We start from the raw sequence: 19,868 nt of genomic DNA, 5'->3' as shown, positions 1-19,868 counted from the left end.
CAATCACCGCCCCGGCAGACACACCGCTACGCGGACATTCTCAAATGATTCTTCGAATGCCGCTACGCGGACATCATTAATGAGTCAACGCGGTCTGAGACTGCCCCTGGGATGCATCAACTACTATGGAGCATAGAAGACGCTTGGACGGAACGGGCATACAGCGACGGCAGAAAGGCAGCGGAGTGCGGCAACTCGGAGAACTCGAGGCGGTTGTGATGGAACGGATGTGGTCCATGGATCGTCCGGCTTCCGTCCGTGAAGTGCTCGAAGACCTGCAGGGCGGCCGCCCTCTTGCCTACACCACAGTGATGACCGTGATGGACAATCTGCACCGGAAGGGCATGCTTGTACGGGAGAAGGACGGCAGGGCCTACCGTTACCGGACTGTGCAGCCTCGGGACCAGTATACTGCGGCCATCATGGGGCAGGCCCTGGCATCAAGCACCAACCCATCGGCGGCCCTGCTGCACTTTCTTGATACTATTCCGCCGGATAATGTCGCTTTGTTGCGCGAAGCCCTGGGCGAACGCGGCGGATCTGATGATGGCGGGCGCTCATGACTGCGCCGATCGCCCTCATTGTTTTCGTTCTCGCTGCTGTTATTTTCGGTCCACGGCTTTTGCGCCGTCTTGACTGGCTTAGCCGGGCGCCGCGGATGGGCATCCTGGCCTGGCAGGCACTCAGCGCATCGGTGGTGCTCGCGGTCGTGTTGGCCGGGTTGTCTTTGGCCGTTCCCGCTATCCCGTGGACTACGGACGTGGCAGCCCTGATCGAGGCCTGCGCCATGGCATTGCGGGCGCACTATTCGACTCCCGGCGGAGCGGCGGTGAGCGCCACCGGGGCTGTGCTCGCCCTGGCCGTCATCATCCGTGTCGGTTATTGTCTCTTCCGCGGTCTCCTCACCAGCCACAGGACGAAGAAACATCAGCTGAACGCACTCGTCATGGTGGCTCAAAGACACCAAGGCTCCGAGGCCCTTGTCGTTGACCACCCCTCCGCCGCAGCATACTGCCTGCCGGGCCGGCACCGGACTGTCGTATTCACCACCGCAGCGCTGGAGGCCCTGGACAAGGATCAGTTCGCGGCCGTACTGGCGCACGAGCGGGCCCACCTGCGGGGACATCACCACCTGATTCTCGCCGCCGCCGAAGCGCTGCAGCGGTCCTTTCCACGGCTGGGCGCTTTTCGGACCGCCCACACCGAAGTAAGCGGCCTCGTCGAGATGCTCGCCGACGACAACGCTGTCCGCAGCAACGATCGGTTCACCGTGGCCACCGCACTTGTACGGCTGGCCGAACGGGGAGCTGCCCCTTCCACGGCACTGTCCGCCGGCGGTGACACGGCATTATTCCGGGTCCGGCGCCTTGTCGCTCCGGCAAACCCGCTTGGGCCGGCCCGAACGATGGCCGCCGTCCTGGCAACCACGGCTGTGATAATTCTGCCCCTGCTCATTCTGGCGGCACCGGCAGCCACCGCCAGCCAGCATCTTGCGTGTCCTATAGGGACGTACCAGCAGCAACTCTGAACCGTTACGGGCCCTCTGGTCTTCCCATTGCCCGCTTTCAGCGGTTCTGGGTAATCTTCTCGTGCTCCAGTGCTCCTACCGGTTTCAGTGGATGGCGCCTGAGGAGCGCGAGGCTGAACAACGTGCCCTCTACGACGCCGATAGTCATCACGTAGACGCCGGCCAGTTGTTGGTCAGCGAGCGGGCCGATTCCCCAAGGACCCTCCATGGCCCCGTACCACTCAGGCAAAAGGAGATTCGGACTGCTCAGCAGTGCCAGGCCCAAGCCAGCGTAGAACACAGTCATCCCTAGAGCTGCGTAGAGAGGGTCAGGCGCCCGGCTCGTCGGCCCGCGCGCCGGTCGCCTCAAAGACGTTACAAACAGGGAGCCGACGGCAAGGAAGTACGCCGTCATAAGTTGATGACCAACCGGGTCGGAGGTGGTCCACCTAAGAAGTGGCGAGTAGTAGAAAACCAAAAGCGAGGCCGTCAGTAGACCGGCTGCCGCGTAGGGATTCAAAGAGGCAGCGGCAAGAGGCAACCGGCTTACCGTTCGGCTCCATTCCCATGGCCCCCGGCTCCCGTCATCGCGGGTTTCCACCGCCCGTGAGGCAAGGACGACGGGGCGACCGGCGACGAACAGGACCGGGACGACTGCCGTGAGTATCATCTGGGTGAGCACTTCCGCACTCAGGAGGAAGTTGCGGTACACATTGAGGCTGCCATTCGTGACATACAGCAGCACCACCACGCCCATCAGCCAATAAACCGTCCGGCTGACAGGCCAGCCAAAACCCTTTCTGACAGGCCAGCCAAAACCCTTTCTGACAGGCCAGCCAAAACCCTTTTTGTGCATGCGACGGACACCAACAACGTAGAAGACAACCGCTGATACGCATAACAGGAACCAGATCGGATCGAACCGGAACTCGGCGACGAATCCCTGAAGTCCGGGCACCGCGGGTAACGGCTGGTCCGTCATCCGCTCCGCAAGGGTGCTGTAGGTGACGGGGACATCCGGAACCGGCGAATCCACCTGCCCCAATACGGGTGCAATCCCTGAGGCCAGCCCCATGAACAGCAGTTCCGCGCCGACGAACATCCAGAAAGGTTTTGTGCCGCGGGCTGAATCGCCTTCCATCCGGGAGATGATCCACCGGCGCTGCATGAAACCGATGAACCCGAGGACAACCAGAGCGAAGACTTTAATCAGCACCAGGATGCCGAAGGTCGACGCCAGGTTTGCCAGACTGCCGATTGTCGCCTGCGCTCTCAAATAGCCGGACGCGGCAAGAACGATAAAGGAGAACAACGCCAGCGCTGAATATCGTCTGACAATGACCGGCAATCTTTCGGAACTTAGCGCGGGCCGCAGGACGACAAGCGTGATGAGCCCGCCCAGCCAAACGGCAGCAGCGATAATGTGCAGACCGAACGCAGCCATACCAGCCTCATGGCCCTCACCGTAATTCGGGTGTCCATTCAACGTCAGAGGCACCAGTGCACTAACAGCCAGGAGGGTGGTGGCCCCGACCGGTACAGGGTTTCTTGCCGCGAAACACAACATTGTGACAACGGCAACGAGCACTGTCGTCACCAACCACGTCTGGCCCAGTCCCACACTCGTCACAAACAAACCGAACTCGGCTCCGAAGAGGTCTCCGGAGGCGACTCCATCTGCCGCATCGAGGTAAGCCAACACCATGGTGGCGGCCGAGACGACGGTCCACACTACAGCAGCGGCCCCTGCAAAGTTCAGTGTCCGGGCATACTCCGGGCGATCGCGGGTCAGAGCCGTGCTGGCAAGGACCAGGGCGCCGATGACCGCAGCTGCGGAGATGTTGAACAGGAACTTGCCAACCGGCAGCGCCCATAAAAGGAACTGACCAAAGTCAACAAGCGGAGCGGAGCCACCATGCAGCGGCAGTGTCACGACGGCCCCGGCAATGGAGCCGGAAAGAACAGCGGGTACTGACGGCAATTGTGTCCCGGTTCTGCCCGTTCCTGCGCTGTCAACATCGTCCGTCGGTATACCGGCCCTAAGTCATTCTGGGCCAAGACCGGCCCTCGCCAGTGGTCGCGAAAACGCCCGCCTCGGTGCCGGTGCGAGCGGTAGCGCGCGGAACGGGTCAATCACGGAATGAATCCTTCTTCATAAGTACACGGGTTTTGGCGCCTTCCCCCAGCGACAACATCGGCGGGAAGGTTCCGGTGGTCAGCCGGAATTGAGGGTAAGTCGTTCGCCGCGCAGGACTGCGACCTCTTCGCGGAGGCGGGCGATTTCCGCTTCGTCACGTCTTACTGACTGTTCATTCGCGAGGGTATTTCCCACCATCGCGCACCGCCCCTGGCGCATCGGACGCAGGCAGAAAAAGTAGGTGACTGTCAGCGACAGCAGAAGTCCTAATGCGGCGAATATGAACCCGCTCACCGGGAGCCCGTATTGTTCGAAGGCAGTGTCGGTGAATACTGTCCTGAATCGTGCTGGTCGGGGTCCCTGTGTTCTGCACGGAGCTGGTCGACTTCGGCACGCAGCTTCGTCAACTCGGCCTCATTTGCCGACGGGGGAGCAGACGGTGAGTTGTTCTTATTGCCGCGCATCATGAACCACATCATTAATCCCATACCGACCGGGCATGCCAGCACGGCAAGGGTCAGGAGCGCCTCACTCATTGTTCGTCTCGCTGATCTTCACGGTGCATTCCATCCCGGGAGTGATTGCTCATCATCTGCTCGTGCATCCGCGCCATACCCGGGGCCTGCTGCATCATGTCCTCGTGCATCTGTGACATTTCCGGCATTTGCCGCATCATTTGCTCGTGCATCTGTCCCATGTCCGGCATCGTGTTTCCGCGATTCATCCCGCCCTGCTCCGCCGGTGACGAGGGGCTGTTTCCTGCCGGCGTATTTCCAGCCGCGGCCAGGGCGGGCAAGGCGGCACCGGCTGCAAGGAGCCCGGTGGCGGTTACGGCCGTTACCCATCTACGTATGCGCATTATGCGCCTCCTTCTTTATCTACTAAGTTTCATAGTAGTGCGAGGGAGGCGCAGGAGCAAAAGGGGATGAAGACTCGAATGAAGTTGGCCAGTATGGGACCGTGGTGGAAAAACAGTGGACAGTAGACGCACGCCAGGAGATCCGGTTGATCCGCGAAACACAGCGGGGAAGGAAATCCCAGGATAAGACAAGAAAATTCACTTACTGTGCTGAACGAATTAGCCGGAAGCAGGCAATAGGCTGAGGTCCATGGGCATCGAAAACCGGGTCGGCAGGCCGCGTCGGCCATGTCATGCCGCGCTGGCCACTTCAGGCATATCGCTGTCTCTTGCATCGGTATGGTTCCTCCGGCACCGTACATCGAAGCGGGTGCAGAGGTGGCGGCCGGGAGCCGGAACGGTACAACGCGTCGGCTCACTTGGTACAAGGGTTTTTGGCAGGGGCGAGCCGGTTCTCGTGCTGTTACCTGGAATCGCGGCAAGTCAGGCCTTTTATGGGGCGGCATACGACAGACTGGGCGACATAGCGACTGTCGTGGTCATGGATCCTCTGGGATTCGGTTCGTCGATGGACGCCGCGGCTGAGCCCGGCTCGTTTGCGGTGGAGCAGCACACGGAGGCACTGTCGCGGACCCTCCAAAAGCTGGGTTTCGATCGGCGTCCGCTTATCGTGGCCGGCCATTCAATGGGTGCCAGCCTCGCGCTCCAGTGGGCAGCCACCTTGGACAGTGATTTGCGCGCAGTCATTGCCTTCGATACGCCCCTCTATGCCTCTCGTCGGGAGGCGAGGGACCGGGTGCGCCACCTGGGCTGGTTCGAGGCGTTCCTTTCGAGCGGGCCCCTCGCCCGGAGCGTGTGTTGGTGGATGTGCCGTCACCGCACCGCGGCGTCGGTTATCGCGGTCTTGATGAATCCTTCCATCCCGACGGCAATTGCGCGGGATGGCGTGAAGCACACGTGGTTTTCCTACATTCAGAGTTTCGACACACTCGTAGGAGGAAACACGTGGAGCGGCGCTTTCGCAGCGCTATCGACACGGCAGGTTCCCGTTGATCTCGTGGATGGTACCTGTGACAAAGTACCGGTACCAGGGCGGGCAGATTTCCTTGCCCGTTCCTACGACGGCGTTACGACCAGTACCCATCCCGGCGGCCACGATCTGCCTCTCTCATCACCAGGCTGGTGTAGCGAATATATCCACAGGCGTGTGAAGCAGACCGGTACTGCCGGGTCACCTTCATCACCTCCCCCTCTCCACCCGTTGTCGAAAACCTAAATATGCGACAATCCAAAACTGGCCTCCTCGGCTATCACTGTGGCATCAGCTCAACGGATCGGGAGTCCAGAATTGTTTGACTCAGGCACGGCTGACATAGCAGATTGGGAATGCCGGAAGGAGCCGCCGTGGGGCCGTATATGAGCATTCTGCTGATGCTTGCACTGGCCGTGGCCGGTATCGCGTCTCTTTACCTGTTGGCACGGCAGACCGCGGTTGCAAAGAAGCCGCTGCAAAACACCCCGTATCTGTCCGGTTGGGATCCGTCCGAGCATGCGCTCTCACGATTTCATGCGCGCTGGTACCCGCTCACCATGCTTTTCCTTGCCTTCGACGTCGAAATGTTGTTCATGTACCCGTGGGCGGTCGTTGTCTCGACTATCGGATTCAAGGCTGTCGCTGAGATGTTTATCTTCCTGGGTATCCTGATGGTCGCCGTCGTCTGGGCGTGGCGTGAGGGGGCACTCCGTTGGACCTGACGAGACTGCTTTCAAAACTGGCGTCCCGGCGGGCTCATGTGCTCTTAGTCGAAGTACCCGGATGGGCAGGTACCCGGATGAGGGTTGAGGCCGATGTCAGGAACCGTGGTTGGCTGTCTGCGGAATCCTCTGCAGACGCGGATGTGCTCTTCGTCTGCGGAAACCCCGGCCAGGAGTTCAGCCAGGTCATCGAGCGGCTGTGGGACCAGATACCTGGCCCAAGGGCGAGAACAGGTGCGTCGGCTGCGGACCAAGTCGCTCCAGCCCTTGACGAGGCGGCCGCTCTCCTACTCGACACGGGGCATCAGCAACAGGACGCTTCCTCCAGGGGGCACGATCCGGAAGCCACCGAAGACCATCAGGACTGCCGCGCAGAACCTGATCGATCCGGCCATGAGGACGCAGACGAAGGCTCTCACCAGGACGCTGAAGACGCCCCGCATGACGGCGACGCTGAGATGGGTCATGACAGCGGCCATGAGGAGACGGATCACGATGGGATGGATCACGGGGACGGCCATGAGGGGATGGACCACGGCGGTATGGACATGCCCATGCCTGGTGGAATACCTCTTGCCGGGGAAGGCGAAGACCGCGACGGTCTGAACCTGGATGTTTTGAATGTTCCACTTGGCCCGGTGCTTCCGCACTGGCCCGCAGGCCTTGTCCTGCGGTGTGCCCTACAGGGCGACGTAATTGTCGAATCCTCTGCTGATGTCCTGGGACCTGAACCGCCGCTGCCACCGACTTCCCCACAACGACCGGGCGGTGAGGACGATGAGGGCGTCCGCCGGCGTCTTGCCGCCGACCGTTGCGACAGCGCCAAGCGGTTACTGTCGCTGGCGGGGTGGGGCGCTGCTGCGGCGCAGTTTGAACGGGTCCGGGACGCGATTCTGGCCGGCGACGGGTTGGACGAATGCAGTGCAATCCTCCGCAGGATCGGTCGGAAAATCGAAAGATCAAGGCTGTTGCGTTGGTCGCTGGGCGGGCTATATCCCTCTAACGGCGCTTCGAAGGAGGAGCCGGATCAGTTGGTGCGCAGGCCAGAACCTCGGACCGAACTTCGTGGCTGGCTGGCAGAAGCACAGGCTTTGCTCGAGCCTGGATTTCCGCTTGATTCATATTCAGAGGCAGAGGCGCGGGAAGAAGCCCAACGACAACTGCATGCATTACCGGCGTTGGTGAAGGGCCTGGAGTTGGGCGCCGCCCGAATCCTCGTTGCCAGTCTCGATCTGGACACGTCGCTGCTTGTGGGGGAGCCGGTGCGTGCCAATGATTGAGCCGGTCGTGCAGGTTTCCCCGTTATGGGTGGTCGCAGCTGCGGTACTGCTGGGAATCTTGGCCATGTCCGGCGCAGCCTTTAACGGTGTGCTGGCGCGGCGCGAACAGACCGGCGGGCCATTGCCGGCAACTGTCCGCACGGGACGGAGTGCAGGCGCCCTTACACCTCTGGTGGAGACTGCCCGTCTGTTACGTCAGCGGCGCCGCAGCAGCATAGCCGCGGATGCCCTGTTGTGGCGGATCGGCATCGGAGGGCTCATCGTGGCGGCGTTGCTGATGGTCACCGTAATACCGCTGGGCCGTTGGACGGTCGCCGACCTGAATGTTGGGGTTGTCTGGTTCAATGCGATGGACGTCATGGTATGGGCTTTGGTGTGGATGGCCGGTTGGGGAGCCAACAGTGCCCATTCACTGATCGGTGGTTACCGGTTCCTCGCCCAGGCGCTCTCGTACGAGTTGCCCTTGATGTTCGCTCTGATTACACCTGCCGTTGCCGCAGGGAGTCTGCGGGTCGGAGACGTGGTCGCTGCCCAGAGCAGTCTCTGGTTCATCGTCACCATGCCGGTGGCATTTCTCATATTCTGCGCCAGCGTTGTTGCTTTCTCGGTCTGGGGCCCTTTCTCGTCGGCGGCCGGTTCGGATATAGCAGGCGGCATCCTGGCTGAAGTTTCCGGAGTCGACCGGCTGCTGCTGCTGGCGGGAAGGTATGCGTTGTTGGCTGCCGGGGCAGCGTTCGCCGTACCGATGTTTCTCGGTGGGGGAGCCGGGCCTGTCCTGCCGGACTGGGCATGGACCCTGGTGAAAACGTTGTTGGTACTGGGAGTTCTCATCGCTGTACGCAGACGGTTGCCGCTGATCCGCCCCGACCGGCTGGCTGTGCCGGCATGGATGATCGTTCTGCCGGTGGTCCTGCTGCAGATTCTTGTGGTTTCCCTACTGTCGGTAAGGAGCTGAGGAAGATGTTTACCAGCATTGCGTTTTGGCTGTTGGCCGTCATCGCTGTTGTCTCCGGTGCTGCCGTCTTCCGTGTCGATTCGATGGCCCGGGCCACGTATGCTCTCGCCGTGTCGTTCGTTGCGGTCGGGGCCATCCTGCTGTTGTTCGACCTCGATTATGTCGGGGTCATCACCATCTTGATGATGATGATGGAAATGGCCATTATGGGTGTCTTCATGATCATGTTTATGGGCATGAATCCGGCGCTGATGCCGATGGACATGGTGCACAGCAAGAAGGCTTCGGCCGCTGTATCCCTGTCCGTTTTTGTGATGCTCTCGGCACTGGCCCTTCTCATTCCGTGGCCGTCCCGGAGGGGGAGTCCAGACGGTGATGTGACCGCGGCGCTCGGTGAGGCGCTGATGGAGTCGAAAATGCTTGTCATGCTGGTGATCAGTTCCATTCTGTTCGCCACCATCGTCGCTTCCCTCGTGTTGGCCAATCCTGGCGGCCGCTACGGGCAAGCCAGTGACGGGGCTATCGGAGGAAAACAGCGAGCCCGACACCCCGATGGTGGTGGGAAATGACATTGGAAGGCGTTCTCATTGTTGTTGCTGCGTTGTTCTGTGTCGGGTTGTATGGCGCCCTCTCACAGCAGGCCATCGTCATGGTGATGATGGGGCTGGAGTTGATGCTCAACGGTGTCATCCTGGCGGTTGCCGCATTTTGGTGGTTTCTGGCTCCGGCACCGGAGGGGCAGGTCCTGCTGCTGGTGGTCATCGCTGCGATGACCGTGGAGATGGCGATGGGTTTCGCGGTGGCGACGCTGGTGCACCGGTCCCGTGGATCTGATATGACCGACATGGCCGGGGACCTGTCCGGATGAGCGGGGTGCTGCTGTGGCTTCTTGTGGGCGTGCCGGGGGTGGTTGGAGCCCTGCTGTGTATGGCCGGTCGGCGGGCGGACCGCAGCGCGGCCGCAGTGTCGATCGGCACCGCTGGTTTGGGCGTTCTGCTGGCCGTGCTCGTTGCGGTGGGCAGGCCGTCCGTCATGGTTCCGTTCATGGCCGGTGCACCCTTCAGCCTTTCCGTGGATGGCCTGTCGGCGGTGGTGGTTCCCACGGTGGCAGTCGTGACGCTGCTGGTTCTGATCTTCGCCGCAGCCGAAGGCACCGGCCCGCCCGCGCGCTTCCATGGACTTATGCTGATCTTCGCCGGGGCTGTAGCGGTGACAGCCACCGCCACGAGCCTTCCTGCGTTGCTGTTCGCCTGGGAGATCATGGGGGCGGCCTCGTATGCCCTGATCGGTTTTGAGTGGAGGAAGGCAGCGAAAGTTTCCGGAGGGTTGACTGCTTTCCTCACCACCCGGGTTGCCGACCTGGGGCTCTATGCGGCCGCCGGTGCGGCGTTGGCGGCTGGGGCCGGCATGGATCTGGCCGGACTGGCTGATGTGTCCGGCGGCTGGCGTCACGTGATTGCTGCCGGCATTCTTATCGCCGCTCTGGGCAAGGCCGCGCAGCTGCCCTTCAGCTTTTGGCTCTCCCGTGCAATGGAGGGGCCGAGCCCGGTCAGTGCACTGTTGCATTCGGCGGCGATGGTGGCCATGGGCGGGTATCTGCTGCTGCGTGCCGCGCCGCTGCTGGAATCGACCGGTTGGGCCGGGCCGTTGACGGCGTGGATTGGCGTGTTGACCGCACTGGTGCTGGGCGCGGTGGCGGTGGCCCAGCGGGATCTCAAACAATTGTTGGCGGCCTCAACAGCTGCACAGCTCGGGTTCGTGGTCCTTGCCGCCGGTGTCGGGGCGATAGCCGGAGGGACGGCCCATCTGGTGGCGCATGCGGCGACCAAGGCGCTGCTGTTCCTGGCTGCCGGTGCCTGGTTGACCGCGCTGGGCACCAAGCAACTCGGTGCGTTGCATGGAGCCGCCCGCCGTTGGCGGGTGCTCGGGGTTGCCTTCGCGGCCGGTGCTCTGGCTTTGGCCGGCATTCCGCCGCTGTCCCTCTGGCTGACCAAAGATTCCATCCTGGCTTCTGCGCTGGATGCTTCCCCGGGCTTGTATGCCGTGGGGTTGGTTGCAGCGGCTCTTTCAGCGGCGTATGCGGGCAAAGCACTGATCGTCCTGTGGCAAAAGAACGCGCCGGAAAATAATGCCGCCTTTGACACAGAGCAGCAAGGGACCAGGCATGTTGGGCCGTGGCAAAACGTTCCGCTCGTTGTCCTCGCCATTGGGTCCGCAGGGTTGGGCGTCCTGGTGATACCGCCGCTGATCACTGTGCTGGGCAATAGCCTGGGCGGGCAGAACGTCCACACACCCGGTGCCATCGAGCTAACCGTTTCGGCGGTCATCGCCATTGCGGTGGTGATCCTGGTCAGCCGGTTCCGGCTGCCGGAACCGGCTTGGGCGCTCCGGTGGTTGGGTCTTGAACAGCTGGCCGCACGCCTGATCGTGGCCCCGACCATGTTCCTGGCACGGAAACTGGCACGGTTCGACGACCGGGTTGTCGATGCCGCCGTGACCGCCGGGGCGAGGAAAAGCCTTGCACTGGCAAAGCTTCTCGCCCGGGCGGATGACTCGCTGCTTGACGGCGCGGTTGATAGCAGCGCGAGGGCGGGTTTGAGGACCGCGCGTATTTCGGCCGCCGCCGACCGTTCCCTCGTTGACGCAGCCGTCGAATCCGGTGCCGCGCGTGTCCGCAAGCTCGGTTCCCTGGCGCGGCTGGCGCAAAGCGGACAGGTGCACCATTACTACATCCAGGCTGTTGTGATCCTGACAGCCGGGGCCGTCCTACTGATTGTTGTGAGGTAAATATGCTCAGTCTCGTGATCTTCCTACCCCTGGCGGCAGCAGTTGTGCTGGCCGCTGCCCCCGGGATCGCCGAGCGTGCCGCGCGCTGGGTGTGGGTAGGAATCACGCTGACGGATCTGGCACTGGTGGTGGGGATGTGGGTAGCCTTTCAGCCGTCCGGTCCAGGGCAGCTGGCGTTTGAGGAGCAGCTGGAGTGGATTCCGAACGTGGGCAGCAGCTACCACATCGGCCTGGACGGACTGTCCTTGCCGCTGGTGGCCTTGACGGCGGTCATTTTCACTGCCTGCGCTATCTATGAACTGCGCCAGGAGGACCGCCCGCGCGCCCAGGCAGCGTTGTTCCTCTTCCTGCAATCCACCTGTCTGGGCCTGTTCGCCGCCCAGGACCTCATCCTCTTTTTCGTCTTCTTCGACCTGTCCATCGTGGGGATGTACTTCGTCATCGCCGGCTGGGGCCACGGTAACGCCGCCCGCTCGGCGCTGAAATTCTTCCTCTACACCTTTCTGGGATCACTGGCACTGCTGCTCGGGTTCATTGGGCTCTTCCTTGCCGCAGAACCACACACCTTCGACATGGTCGAACTTGCTGCCGCCGCCCCGCTTCAGGACAACCCCATAGCGGGAAACCTGATCATGGCGGCCCTGGTGATCGGTCTGGCCATCAAAACCCCGACCTTCCCCTTCCATACCTGGCTGCCGCCGGCGCACACAGACGCCCCGGCAGCCGGCTCGGCCGTGCTCGCCGGAGTCCTGTTGAAGATGGGCACCTACGGATTTGTCCGCATCACCATGCCAATGATGCCGGACGCCTGGCGGGACTGGGCATGGGTCATCATCGCAGTCGGGATCGTCTCGGTCCTCTACGGGGCGCTGGTCGCCCTGGCCCAGACGGACCTTAAACGGATGATCGCCTACACCTCCGTGAACCACATGGGCTATGTAGTCCTGGCAGTAGGGGCCGCCGGCGTCGTCAGCGGCAGTGATGCTGTTGCACGCCAGGTTGCGGTGACCGGTGCCGTGACCCAGATGGTCAGCCATGGGCTCATTACCGCAGCGTTGTTCCTGCTGGCCGGGATACTACGCGACCGGGCCGGAACTTACGCGATGGACGCCTACGGCGGGCTGGCGAAGCCGGCGCCGAAGTACGCGGCGCTGTTCGCCGTCGGCGCCTTCGCCTCTTTGGGTTTGCCGGGTTTCAGCGGATTCATCGCCGAGTTTCAGATTTTCGCCGGCAGTATCGGACCGGCACCGGTTGTGCTGCTGGCGTTGCCCGGCATCCTCATCACCGCAGCCCTGTTCCTGCGCGCACTGCAACGGCTCCTGACCGGCGAAACGAGAGGCAAATCGGTTGGATTCGCCGACCTGCGGCCGACAGAGATGTCCTCCATCGCGCCACTGCTGTTGTTAGCGGTCGTCATCGGCGTCTTTCCGCGCTGGCTGCTGGACGTCATCGAACCGGCTGCCGCCGTCGTCGTCGACCTTGTCGGGCGGTAGCCGGCGGTGGAAATGGGCATGGCAATGAACCCCCTGGGGCTGCTGCCCGAAATCTGCTTGATGGCCGGGGCCGTCATCGGGCTGCTGGCAGGATCGTTCCTGCCCCGGAACCGGCAGTGGGTTACCCGGCTGATCGCCGTGGCGGCATTGCTGGCCAGCGCCATAACGGCCCTGACAGCAATGAGCGGTGCAGCAGCGGAAACAGCATTCGAGGGAACATTCGCCATTGACGCGCCAACCGGTGCAGCACGGTTGATCATTGCCGTCTCGACTCTGCTCGTCATCGCCCTTGGTGCCGGGGAACTCGCGGGTCATCCACGCGAAAGCGAAATCTACGTGTTGCTGCTGCTGGCCTCCCTCGGCGCTGCCATTATGGCCGGGGCCAACGATCTGCTCGTCCTTGTCGTCGGCTATCTGCTGGCGACTATCCCGCTCTATGCGCTCATCGGACTTCGCCGTACCCCGAAGGCCGCCGAAGCTGCGTTGAAGACCTACCTCCTAGGGGCGCTGCTTGGAATCGCTCTCATGTTGGGCGTCACCATGCTCTACGGGGTATCAGGGGCAACCGGATACCAGGCGCTCACGCAAGGCCTGGCTGAGGCTCCGCCCACCGTCATCATCGTCGGAATTGTCGGTGTGGTCGCTGGCCTGATGTTCAAGGCAGGCGGTGTGCCCGGCCATTTCTGGGTTCCAGACGCGGCACAAGGCGCCGGTATCGCCGCAGCAGCGTTTCTGACCACCGTACCGAAAATCGGCGCGCTGGTCGCTGCCTACCGGTTCCTTACTGCCATACCGGAGACCATACCCTGGCCCCTGCTCGTGGCCGTGTTGGCAGCAGCCAGCATGAGCCTCGGAAACCTGGCAGCCTTCGCCCAAACGGATGCGCGCCGGTTACTGGGGTGGTCCACCGTCAGCCAGGTCGGATACATGCTGCTGCCAGTGGCTGTGGCCGGACAAGCAGACCTGGCGCTCCCGTCACTGCTGTTCTACCTGGCAGCGTATTCCGTCACCAACCTGGCAGCATTCGCCGTCGTGGCCTCCGCACCCGGTCGCGGCAGTCTGAAAGACTACCGGGGCCTTGTCACCACAAATCCCTGGCTTGCCGGCGCCTTGGTCGTGAGCCTGCTCAGCCTGGTGGGAACACCGCCTACCGCAGTCTTCGTGGGAAAACTCACAACCTTCACCGCAGCTTGGGATGACGGTTTCGAATGGCTCGTCATTGTGGCTGCACTCAACACGGTGGCCAGCCTTTTCTACTACTTGCGCTGGATAGTGCCGGTCTTCAAGCACAACGAAAAACGTCCTGGAGCTGGAGCAGACACCCTTCCGGTTACACACCGGGCGTCTACGGTGACGGCGGTTGTCGCCTCAGCAGTAGTACTGGCGGTGGGCATATTCGCCGGGCCCGTCCTGACGCTTTTTAGCGGGCCCATGGCACAGTAACCGACCGAGCCCACCTCCGGCTTGCTTTCCAGCAGTTGCGCGCCAAGCGAATGTCGGCGCAGATTGGGTTCGACCCTTGGCAGGTCAGTGGGCCGATTTGTCTGGTGTGGGATGAGAATTGGCCTCTAAAGTGCCCGGAGGGACATATACCCGAAGGAAGACGGTTATAGCCCTTTTGGGTCCAACGCAGGCACACTCCTGATTTATTCGCGGATACCCCTATGGGGTATCCTGGGCGTTACGGGCGGTTCATTTTGGACGTTGTACCTTCCATCCGATCATCGACGTTGTGTAAGAAAGGCCCGGTTGACATGTGCGGAACCACATCGACAAGCGAACTGACTCTGACGGACAGGAACGAGAGTTCGTGCTCCTGTTGTGCCACTGAGCCAGGGGCGGTTGAGCGAGATTCTGCCTCCACTGGTGCGAACGTTAGAACCGATTTTGGTGTCACAGGTTTGACGTGCGGCGGCTGCGCCAGCACCGTGAAAAAGACGGTATCAACAATTGGCGGCGTCAAGGATGTTAACGTGGACGTAGTGGCCGGGGGTATTTCGACTCTGACGATAACCGCCGAAAACAAGATCGAGTTCCAGCAGGTAGCAGAGGTCGTCTCCCAAGCTGGATACGAACTAACTGACCGTTGACGTGAAACTGCTTTCGCCAAAGGACTGAGCCCCTCCCGCACGGAGTCCTGAAGTCATGGCGTTCCTATCACTTAGAGCTGACACACCGAAGCAGAAAGGAGAATTTGTGCCGCCGCTATTGCGCGCTCACGCGACCACCCTGCGCCGCGGTTCAATTCTCCTTGCCTTGGGAATGATGGCCCTCGTCATTGGTCTTCTGGCCATGCACACTTCGCCTTCAGAGCATAACGCTCCGGCCACATCCTCAATCGCAGCTCATTCAACTGTCCACAGCGACGCCCAGAATGGCCCCACAGCCAATTCAATCGGCGGGGTGGTGGATTCCGGGGATGGTGGGCAGTATGAAGCGAATGCCGGGCAGTGCGACCAGTCCTGTGACTCAGGTATGGCGATGGCCGGGACGTGCCTGCTCGCGCTGGTACTTGCCGGCCTGTTGTGGCTGCGGTCGCCTCGTCCAAAAGGATTTCTTCAAGCCTGGACAACCCCGGCGTTCCCATACCTGCCCCTCGAAATATTCAATAAGGCGCAGCGTCCTTCACTGATCAAGCTTTCCATCAACCGCACCTAAAATTCAGCCGCCCATGTGGCGGCCGCCGGTGTTTGGCCTTGCCTGTTCCGACACCGGCACGGTTATGGAAAGTACAAGATCAATTTTAGAAGGACCTTTGCAATGAAACGACCCATGACTATTTCTGCCCTCGCTTTGGCTGGAACGATCGCCCTGGCAGGATGCGGCACCGACAGTGGCACGGAAAACGCCGGCCCCTCGGCCAGTCCTTCCAGCACCCAGCAGGAAAGCAGCCCGGCCCAGGCTCAAAGTGTCGAGCATAATGCTGCGGACACCAAGTTTGCCCAGATGATGATTCCACATCATTCGCAGGCGATCGAGATGAGCGGGATGCTCCTGTCCAAGGAAGGCATCGATCCACGCGTGGTGGAGCTCGCAGAGCAAATCAAGGCCGCGCAGGGCCCCGAGATCGAGCAGCTTGAAGGCATGCTTCAAACGTGGGGAGAGCCGACATCCACCATGGCGGAGGGTCATTCCATGGAGTCCATGGACGAAGGTGACTCCATGGAATCCATGGAATCCATGGGCGAGATGGATGGAATGATGTCCGCCGGCCAGATGGAAAAGCTGGCCAAGGCTGAAGGCGAAGAGGCAGCGCGGCTGTTTCTCACGCAGATGATGGATCACCACATGGGTGCCGTGGCCATGGCCGAGAAACAAGTCAAGAATGGCCAGAACGAGGAGGCCATAGCCCTTGCCAAGGACATCATCGCCGCTCAGGAAGCTGAGATGAAAGAGATGAAGGAGATTCTCGGCACCCTCTAGCGTTTAGCGCCGGGTGGTGGGCGGGTCCTCCTGGGCCCGCCCACCAGCACATCGTCCTCAAGCATTGAGCGTTCTCTTAGTTGGCAGCGGCCGCTGGGTCTTCGCCTGGCTGCGAGTCCATTCGATACCTAAGAATTACGACGCATTTGCTGTTGTAACCGAATTCGACCCGTCCCATCAGGGTTCTTGGCCGCGGTCAGTATTTGCGACTGCATCGCAAACATCTTCACCTCATCTTCGTTCAGAGCCGTGCCTCGAATCAGCCGGCGTCCATGCAGTTATTACCCCCGGCCGCCACCCGTTTGCTCCCACGAAGCTGCCCCTTATTGCGGGCAATGCTGCAATAAATTTCAGGAGATTCCATATGCCAGCCCCGGACTCCACAGGCGTTGCGATACGCCAGGCTACGTCGAAGGACCTGGCCACTATGGCATCCTGGCAATGCCGGTTCCTGCCCCATGGTCTTTTCCCACAGTTGGGAGAGCGGTTCGTCCGACGCTGGCACGCCACGTTCATCGACGCGCCGTATGGAATTGCCCTTATCGCCGAACTGCCAGCGCCCGGTGGCCCCGTCCCGATTGGGTTCCTGGTTGGATCCACCGACCAGTTTCGGCACATCGATCAGGTCCTCCGTGAACACCGGATCGGGCTCAGCCTCGCCGGCCTGTCGGCTTTGGCAGTTCGACCCGGCTTGTGTGGCCGCTTCCTGAGGACCCGGGCCAGGCCCTACATCCGCAGGATACTTAAACGCTCCCCTGACCAAATCCGGGAGAGCCCGGCGGAATCCGATCCTGTCTCCGAACCTCAGCGAGATAGAACTGCGGTCGTCACCGCCGTCGCAGTGACACCGGGGGACAGGGGGACCGGGGCCGGACGAAGTCTGATAACACGGTTTATAGAGCAGTCCCGTCCCGCAGGTGTGCCCAAGGCTGAACTGGTCACCATGGTCAACGCGAGCAATGACGGCTTCTATGAAAAACTGGGATGGAGGTTGGCAGACGAACACACCAACAAGGACGGGACCCGGTGCCGAACGTTCCGCTACGAATTCATTGACGAATAAGCCCACCCCGAGTGGTACTCGCCGGCTGACGGCGCCACCCGGGAAACGTGTAGCTCTGAGACCTTGACCTGTCTGCTCATCCACGGGAACCGGAGCCGACGAGCATCTATGAAAGTCTAAGACGGGTTGTTGTACTCCAGCAGGTGCTAGATGAAGCTGCTTGGGTTAACGACCTGTCCGTTGACCATAACCTCGAAGTGCAGATGGCAACCCGTCGACGCCCCGGTTGTTCCTACTCCCGCAAGCTGCTGGCCACGTGCCACCGCTTGGCCGACCGAAACCCCGATGGTGGCCAGGTGGTTATAGGTGCTTTTCAGCCCGTTGCCATGGTCGACGACGATACGGTTTCCACCGCCGTATGGACTGAAGCCTGCCTCCACGACGACGCCGGGTCCGGCGCTGAGTACGGGTGTACTGCATGCACCTGCATAGTCGATTCCCCTATGCATTTCAGCGGCGGCGCCGGTGAGGGGATTAGTCCTGTAGCCAAACGGCGACGCTACAGAAAGACTCGCCAGGGGAGCAGTCAGACTATTCGTGGACACGATGCCCGGGGAATCACCGGTGGCTTCCATGCTTGATTCCGTCTCCGGCAAGGGCGCAGAAACACCGGAGCTTGCCAACCCGTGCGCCGCCGGCTTTGGACTTTGGGCCTCCGGTCCGCCAAGGCCTGGAGGGGCCGCACTGGTTATATCTGATCGGGAAAAGTCAGTCCGGGCTTCGGCGGCTGCCGTAACGCTACTTGGAGCCGAAGCGGGCAGTGCCGTATTAGATGATTCGCTATCTGCTTGAGCGTATCCATCCTGGCCGGCAGGAAGCGCGACCGTGAGGATCAGTCCTGCCGCCGCGAATCCAATGCCTGCATGTTGGCCCCATCTCTGAACCGGAATGGCCGCCGTGGTGGGTCGGGACCTGCGACGGCCACGGCCTGCTGGAATTGTGTGGGCGCTGCGCCGACCACGGCCCGCGGGGGCTGCCTGGGTCTTCTTTGCGGGGGCAACTGCGGACAGGTACCGGCCCGCTAAAGCGCGTCGATGCAAGGAGCGTCCTCTCTACCGCCTGCGAAGTTAGCTGTCGGATTCGAGTCAGAGAGAACTCGGCCTTACAAGCATGGCAGCCCCCGGACTTCTCCGGACGCTGCTCTTGATTGGAAGGCTTCACCCCAAGACGGCCTCTGTGTGCCGCCGGATTGTGGGTCCTCCACCCCTGTCATTGATGTCGAACGGTGCTGGTTTACTGACAGGGCTCGGCGTGTAAACCAGAGGCATAAAGATACAATGCCGGGAGTCAGGTTAGCCGAAATTCCCATGAAGTTACAATCCCGTGACCTTCGTCGAGCCTGCGCGCGAACACCCAAATACCCGTAGTTGCGTGCGGGGGATCGGCTGCTCAATCGGTTCGCCGGCCGTCAAAGGTTTTTGCAAGGACAGCCGGGCAAACTGATCCAGTCTTCGGACGTCGAAAATTGAGGGAAAGGTACGCCCATGTCCGCGAAAAGGATTCCCGTAATCCGTGCCGGCAGGGCGCCGATGCGGGCCGTCGCCGTGGCGGCCACTTGCGGGCTGGTTTTCGGCCTTGGCAGTTCATCTTCCGTCGGGCCCACTCCGGAGGCGGCCTCACCTCAGAATTCGGACCCGGCCGGAAGTTTCGGAGCGGCGGTTCCGGCAGATGTGTCGGACCTGTTCAGTCAGCCGGGGGGATCGATGATTCCCGGACCGGCCGGGTCTTTCGCGACGTCCCTCAGTGAACCTGGCGATCCGTTGAAGCGGACGGGAATACCCGGTCTTCCGGGTGTGCCAGGTCTTCCTTCTGCCTCCGGCCTTTTTGACGAGCCTGCCTTCCCTGGCATTTCCAGTGCTTCCGCCGCACCAGGCAGCGAGTTGTTCTCCCAGCCCGGACCCGCCGCCATCAAAGGAAGCCTGGCCGCCGTCGTTCCCTACGCCTACGAGGGGCTTGGCCGACCCTATGTCTGGGGCGGAACAAGCTTCACGTCCGGCTGGGACTGCTCAGGTTTCACCCAATGGGCCTTTGCCAAGGCCGGCTTCAGCTTGCCCCGGGTCAGCCAGTGGGAGGCTCTCCGTCCGACCAGCACACCTTCGCCGGGTGATCTCGTGGCCCAAAGACCGGACGGACCAAACCACTGGGGACATGTCGGGATCTACGTGGGCGACGGAATGATGATCAGCGCCCTCAACCCCGACCAGGGAACCATACTTCACGAAGTGGAAGCCACGGCGGATCAGTCATGGTACTTCACAATCCCGGGCACCGAACGGACCCCCGTCGCATCCGAAGCGCTGACCCGCCGACCGGATCTGTCCCAGCCGGGGGTTTCGCCTTCTTCCCCGTCACCAGAGCGCCGCGCGCCCAATGGGGCACGTCAGGACGCCACCCAGAACAACACCGAGAACACTAATCCGGGCTGGGACTCCGCCCGGGAACGCGGAGATTCACCGGTCAAGCAACCTCACGCATCGTCAAAGAAGACCGCGTCGCCTCCACCATCATCTTCTTCGCCGGTTCGACCCGGGCCAGGGGCCTCGTCTTCCTCGCCTTCGCGCCCAGAAAACGCCACACCCCCTGCGAACCGGCCAGATGCCAATCCGGTA

Annotated in this window: 21 protein-coding genes and 1 riboswitch; of the genes, 16 read left to right on the top strand and 5 right to left on the bottom strand. The window is 61.7% G+C overall.

Annotation, left to right across the window (positions count from 1 at the left end):
* Window positions 1–185: 185 nt before the first annotated feature.
* Entirely contained in the window at window positions 186–563 is a 378-nt protein-coding gene (locus Y707_RS0100240; RefSeq protein WP_026533628.1) for a BlaI/MecI/CopY family transcriptional regulator, read from the top strand.
* Window positions 560–1,528 carry a M56 family metallopeptidase gene (locus Y707_RS22165; protein ID WP_051441480.1) on the top strand — a complete coding sequence of 323 codons (969 nt, stop codon included), beginning with the start codon at window positions 560–562 and terminating at the stop codon, window positions 1,526–1,528. The genes Y707_RS0100240 and Y707_RS22165 overlap by 4 nt, the downstream gene beginning before the upstream one ends.
* 37 nt (window positions 1,529–1,565) lie before the next feature.
* On the opposite strand, the gene Y707_RS22160 is transcribed toward Y707_RS22165, so the two are convergent.
* The 4 genes from Y707_RS22160 to Y707_RS0100215 all read right to left on the bottom strand — a co-directional run bounded on the left by Y707_RS22160 (window position 1,566) and on the right by Y707_RS0100215 (window position 4,503).
* Window positions 1,566–3,488: a bifunctional copper resistance protein CopD/cytochrome c oxidase assembly protein gene (locus Y707_RS22160; RefSeq protein WP_051441479.1), complete on the bottom strand. Its 1,923-nt coding sequence runs from the start codon at window positions 3,486–3,488 to the stop codon at window positions 1,566–1,568.
* A gap of 234 nt (window positions 3,489–3,722) precedes the next feature.
* Window positions 3,723–3,938: a hypothetical protein gene (locus Y707_RS0100225; protein ID WP_026533627.1), complete on the bottom strand. Its 216-nt coding sequence runs from the start codon at window positions 3,936–3,938 to the stop codon at window positions 3,723–3,725.
* Window positions 3,935–4,180, bottom strand: coding sequence for a hypothetical protein (locus Y707_RS22155; RefSeq protein ID WP_035779683.1), 246 nt, complete (start codon window positions 4,178–4,180; stop codon window positions 3,935–3,937). Before Y707_RS22155 ends, Y707_RS0100225 begins: the two co-directional genes overlap by 4 nt.
* The gene (locus tag Y707_RS0100215) at window positions 4,177–4,503 is read right to left on the bottom strand and encodes a hypothetical protein (protein ID WP_026533626.1); all 327 of its coding nucleotides are present in this window, start codon (window positions 4,501–4,503) and stop codon (window positions 4,177–4,179) included. The genes Y707_RS22155 and Y707_RS0100215 overlap by 4 nt, the downstream gene beginning before the upstream one ends.
* A 250-nt stretch (window positions 4,504–4,753) precedes the next feature.
* On the opposite strand from Y707_RS0100215, the gene Y707_RS33335 reads away from it, so the two are divergent.
* From Y707_RS33335 to Y707_RS0100145, 13 genes are all read left to right on the top strand, one after another.
* Window positions 4,754–5,779, top strand: coding sequence for an alpha/beta fold hydrolase (locus tag Y707_RS33335; RefSeq protein WP_081744512.1), 1,026 nt, complete (start codon window positions 4,754–4,756; stop codon window positions 5,777–5,779).
* A 128-nt stretch (window positions 5,780–5,907) separates the two neighbouring features.
* Window positions 5,908–6,258 carry an NADH-quinone oxidoreductase subunit A gene (locus Y707_RS0100205; RefSeq protein WP_253904995.1) on the top strand — a complete coding sequence of 117 codons (351 nt, stop codon included), beginning with the start codon at window positions 5,908–5,910 and terminating at the stop codon, window positions 6,256–6,258.
* A 77-nt stretch (window positions 6,259–6,335) separates the two neighbouring features.
* Window positions 6,336–7,538, top strand: coding sequence for an ICP22 family protein (locus Y707_RS32405; protein ID WP_155852609.1), 1,203 nt, complete (start codon window positions 6,336–6,338; stop codon window positions 7,536–7,538).
* Window positions 7,531–8,493: a complex I subunit 1 family protein gene (locus tag Y707_RS0100190; protein WP_026533622.1), complete on the top strand. Its 963-nt coding sequence runs from the start codon at window positions 7,531–7,533 to the stop codon at window positions 8,491–8,493. Before Y707_RS32405 ends, Y707_RS0100190 begins: the two co-directional genes overlap by 8 nt.
* Window positions 8,494–8,498: 5 nt before the next feature.
* Entirely contained in the window at window positions 8,499–9,062 is a 564-nt protein-coding gene (locus tag Y707_RS0100185; protein WP_026533621.1) for an NADH-quinone oxidoreductase subunit J, read from the top strand.
* Complete coding sequence (locus Y707_RS0100180; RefSeq protein WP_026533620.1) at window positions 9,059–9,361, top strand: NADH-quinone oxidoreductase subunit NuoK; 303 nt, start codon at window positions 9,059–9,061, stop codon at window positions 9,359–9,361. The genes Y707_RS0100185 and Y707_RS0100180 overlap by 4 nt, the downstream gene beginning before the upstream one ends.
* Entirely contained in the window at window positions 9,358–11,280 is a 1,923-nt protein-coding gene (locus Y707_RS0100175) for a proton-conducting transporter transmembrane domain-containing protein (RefSeq protein WP_026533619.1), read from the top strand. The genes Y707_RS0100180 and Y707_RS0100175 overlap by 4 nt, the downstream gene beginning before the upstream one ends.
* Before the next feature lie 14 nt (window positions 11,281–11,294).
* Window positions 11,295–12,773, top strand: coding sequence for a complex I subunit 4 family protein (locus tag Y707_RS0100170; protein WP_253904994.1), 1,479 nt, complete (start codon window positions 11,295–11,297; stop codon window positions 12,771–12,773).
* Window positions 12,774–12,791: 18 nt separating this feature from the next.
* A complete protein-coding gene (locus tag Y707_RS0100165) occupies window positions 12,792–14,216 on the top strand; it encodes an NADH-quinone oxidoreductase subunit N (RefSeq protein WP_216699169.1) in 1,425 nt (474 codons plus the stop codon).
* Between the two features lie 221 nt (window positions 14,217–14,437).
* Window positions 14,438–14,863, top strand: a complete 426-nt coding sequence (locus tag Y707_RS32400) for a heavy-metal-associated domain-containing protein (protein ID WP_081744511.1) — start codon at window positions 14,438–14,440, stop codon at window positions 14,861–14,863.
* A gap of 106 nt (window positions 14,864–14,969) precedes the next feature.
* Window positions 14,970–15,431: a DUF6153 family protein gene (locus Y707_RS0100155; RefSeq protein WP_026533616.1), complete on the top strand. Its 462-nt coding sequence runs from the start codon at window positions 14,970–14,972 to the stop codon at window positions 15,429–15,431.
* Between the two features lie 15 nt (window positions 15,432–15,446).
* Window positions 15,447–16,196 (top strand): DUF305 domain-containing protein, encoded by a 750-nt coding sequence (locus tag Y707_RS0100150; RefSeq protein ID WP_333782819.1) that lies wholly within the window; start codon window positions 15,447–15,449, stop codon window positions 16,194–16,196.
* 364 nt (window positions 16,197–16,560) lie between these two features.
* Window positions 16,561–17,259: a GNAT family N-acetyltransferase gene (locus Y707_RS0100145; protein ID WP_026533614.1), complete on the top strand. Its 699-nt coding sequence runs from the start codon at window positions 16,561–16,563 to the stop codon at window positions 17,257–17,259.
* 146 nt (window positions 17,260–17,405) lie between these two features.
* On the opposite strand, the gene Y707_RS0100140 is transcribed toward Y707_RS0100145, so the two are convergent.
* Window positions 17,406–17,834: a M23 family metallopeptidase gene (locus Y707_RS0100140; protein WP_051441477.1), complete on the bottom strand. Its 429-nt coding sequence runs from the start codon at window positions 17,832–17,834 to the stop codon at window positions 17,406–17,408.
* Between the two features lie 468 nt (window positions 17,835–18,302).
* A riboswitch (cyclic di-AMP (ydaO/yuaA leader) is annotated at window positions 18,303–18,520 on the bottom strand.
* Window positions 18,521–18,743: 223 nt separating this feature from the next.
* Between Y707_RS0100140 and Y707_RS33190 the strand changes: the two genes are divergently transcribed.
* The coding region (locus tag Y707_RS33190) for a C40 family peptidase (RefSeq protein WP_333782818.1) at window positions 18,744–19,868 on the top strand (1,125 nt) is incomplete at its 3' end.

The sequence above is a fragment of the Arthrobacter sp. H14 genome (assembly GCF_000520495.1).
GTDB lineage: Bacteria > Actinomycetota > Actinomycetes > Actinomycetales > Micrococcaceae > Arthrobacter_C.
Note: the sequence above shows the minus strand (reverse complement) of the source record. Positions and strands in the feature narration are given on the sequence as shown.

Excerpts from the sequence above, each read along its gene's own strand:
- Y707_RS22165 (WP_051441480.1), top strand. The coding sequence starts at position 560 with ATGACTGCGCCGATCGCCCTCATTGTTTTCGTTCTCGCTGCTGTTATT.
- Y707_RS22155 (WP_035779683.1), bottom strand. The coding sequence starts at position 4,180 with ATGAGTGAGGCGCTCCTGACCCTTGCCGTGCTGGCATGCCCGGTCGGT.
- Y707_RS0100215 (WP_026533626.1), bottom strand. The coding sequence starts at position 4,503 with ATGCGCATACGTAGATGGGTAACGGCCGTAACCGCCACCGGGCTCCTT.
- Y707_RS33335 (WP_081744512.1), top strand. The coding sequence starts at position 4,754 with ATGGGCATCGAAAACCGGGTCGGCAGGCCGCGTCGGCCATGTCATGCC.
- Y707_RS32405 (WP_155852609.1), top strand. The coding sequence starts at position 6,336 with ATGAGGGTTGAGGCCGATGTCAGGAACCGTGGTTGGCTGTCTGCGGAA.
- Y707_RS0100190 (WP_026533622.1), top strand. The coding sequence starts at position 7,531 with ATGATTGAGCCGGTCGTGCAGGTTTCCCCGTTATGGGTGGTCGCAGCT.
- Y707_RS0100185 (WP_026533621.1), top strand. The coding sequence starts at position 8,499 with ATGTTTACCAGCATTGCGTTTTGGCTGTTGGCCGTCATCGCTGTTGTC.
- Y707_RS0100180 (WP_026533620.1), top strand. The coding sequence starts at position 9,059 with ATGACATTGGAAGGCGTTCTCATTGTTGTTGCTGCGTTGTTCTGTGTC.
- Y707_RS0100175 (WP_026533619.1), top strand. The coding sequence starts at position 9,358 with ATGAGCGGGGTGCTGCTGTGGCTTCTTGTGGGCGTGCCGGGGGTGGTT.
- Y707_RS0100165 (WP_216699169.1), top strand. The coding sequence starts at position 12,792 with ATGGCAATGAACCCCCTGGGGCTGCTGCCCGAAATCTGCTTGATGGCC.
- Y707_RS32400 (WP_081744511.1), top strand. The coding sequence starts at position 14,438 with ATGGGGTATCCTGGGCGTTACGGGCGGTTCATTTTGGACGTTGTACCT.
- Y707_RS0100145 (WP_026533614.1), top strand. The coding sequence starts at position 16,561 with ATGCCAGCCCCGGACTCCACAGGCGTTGCGATACGCCAGGCTACGTCG.
- Y707_RS0100140 (WP_051441477.1), bottom strand. The coding sequence starts at position 17,834 with ATGGAAGCCACCGGTGATTCCCCGGGCATCGTGTCCACGAATAGTCTG.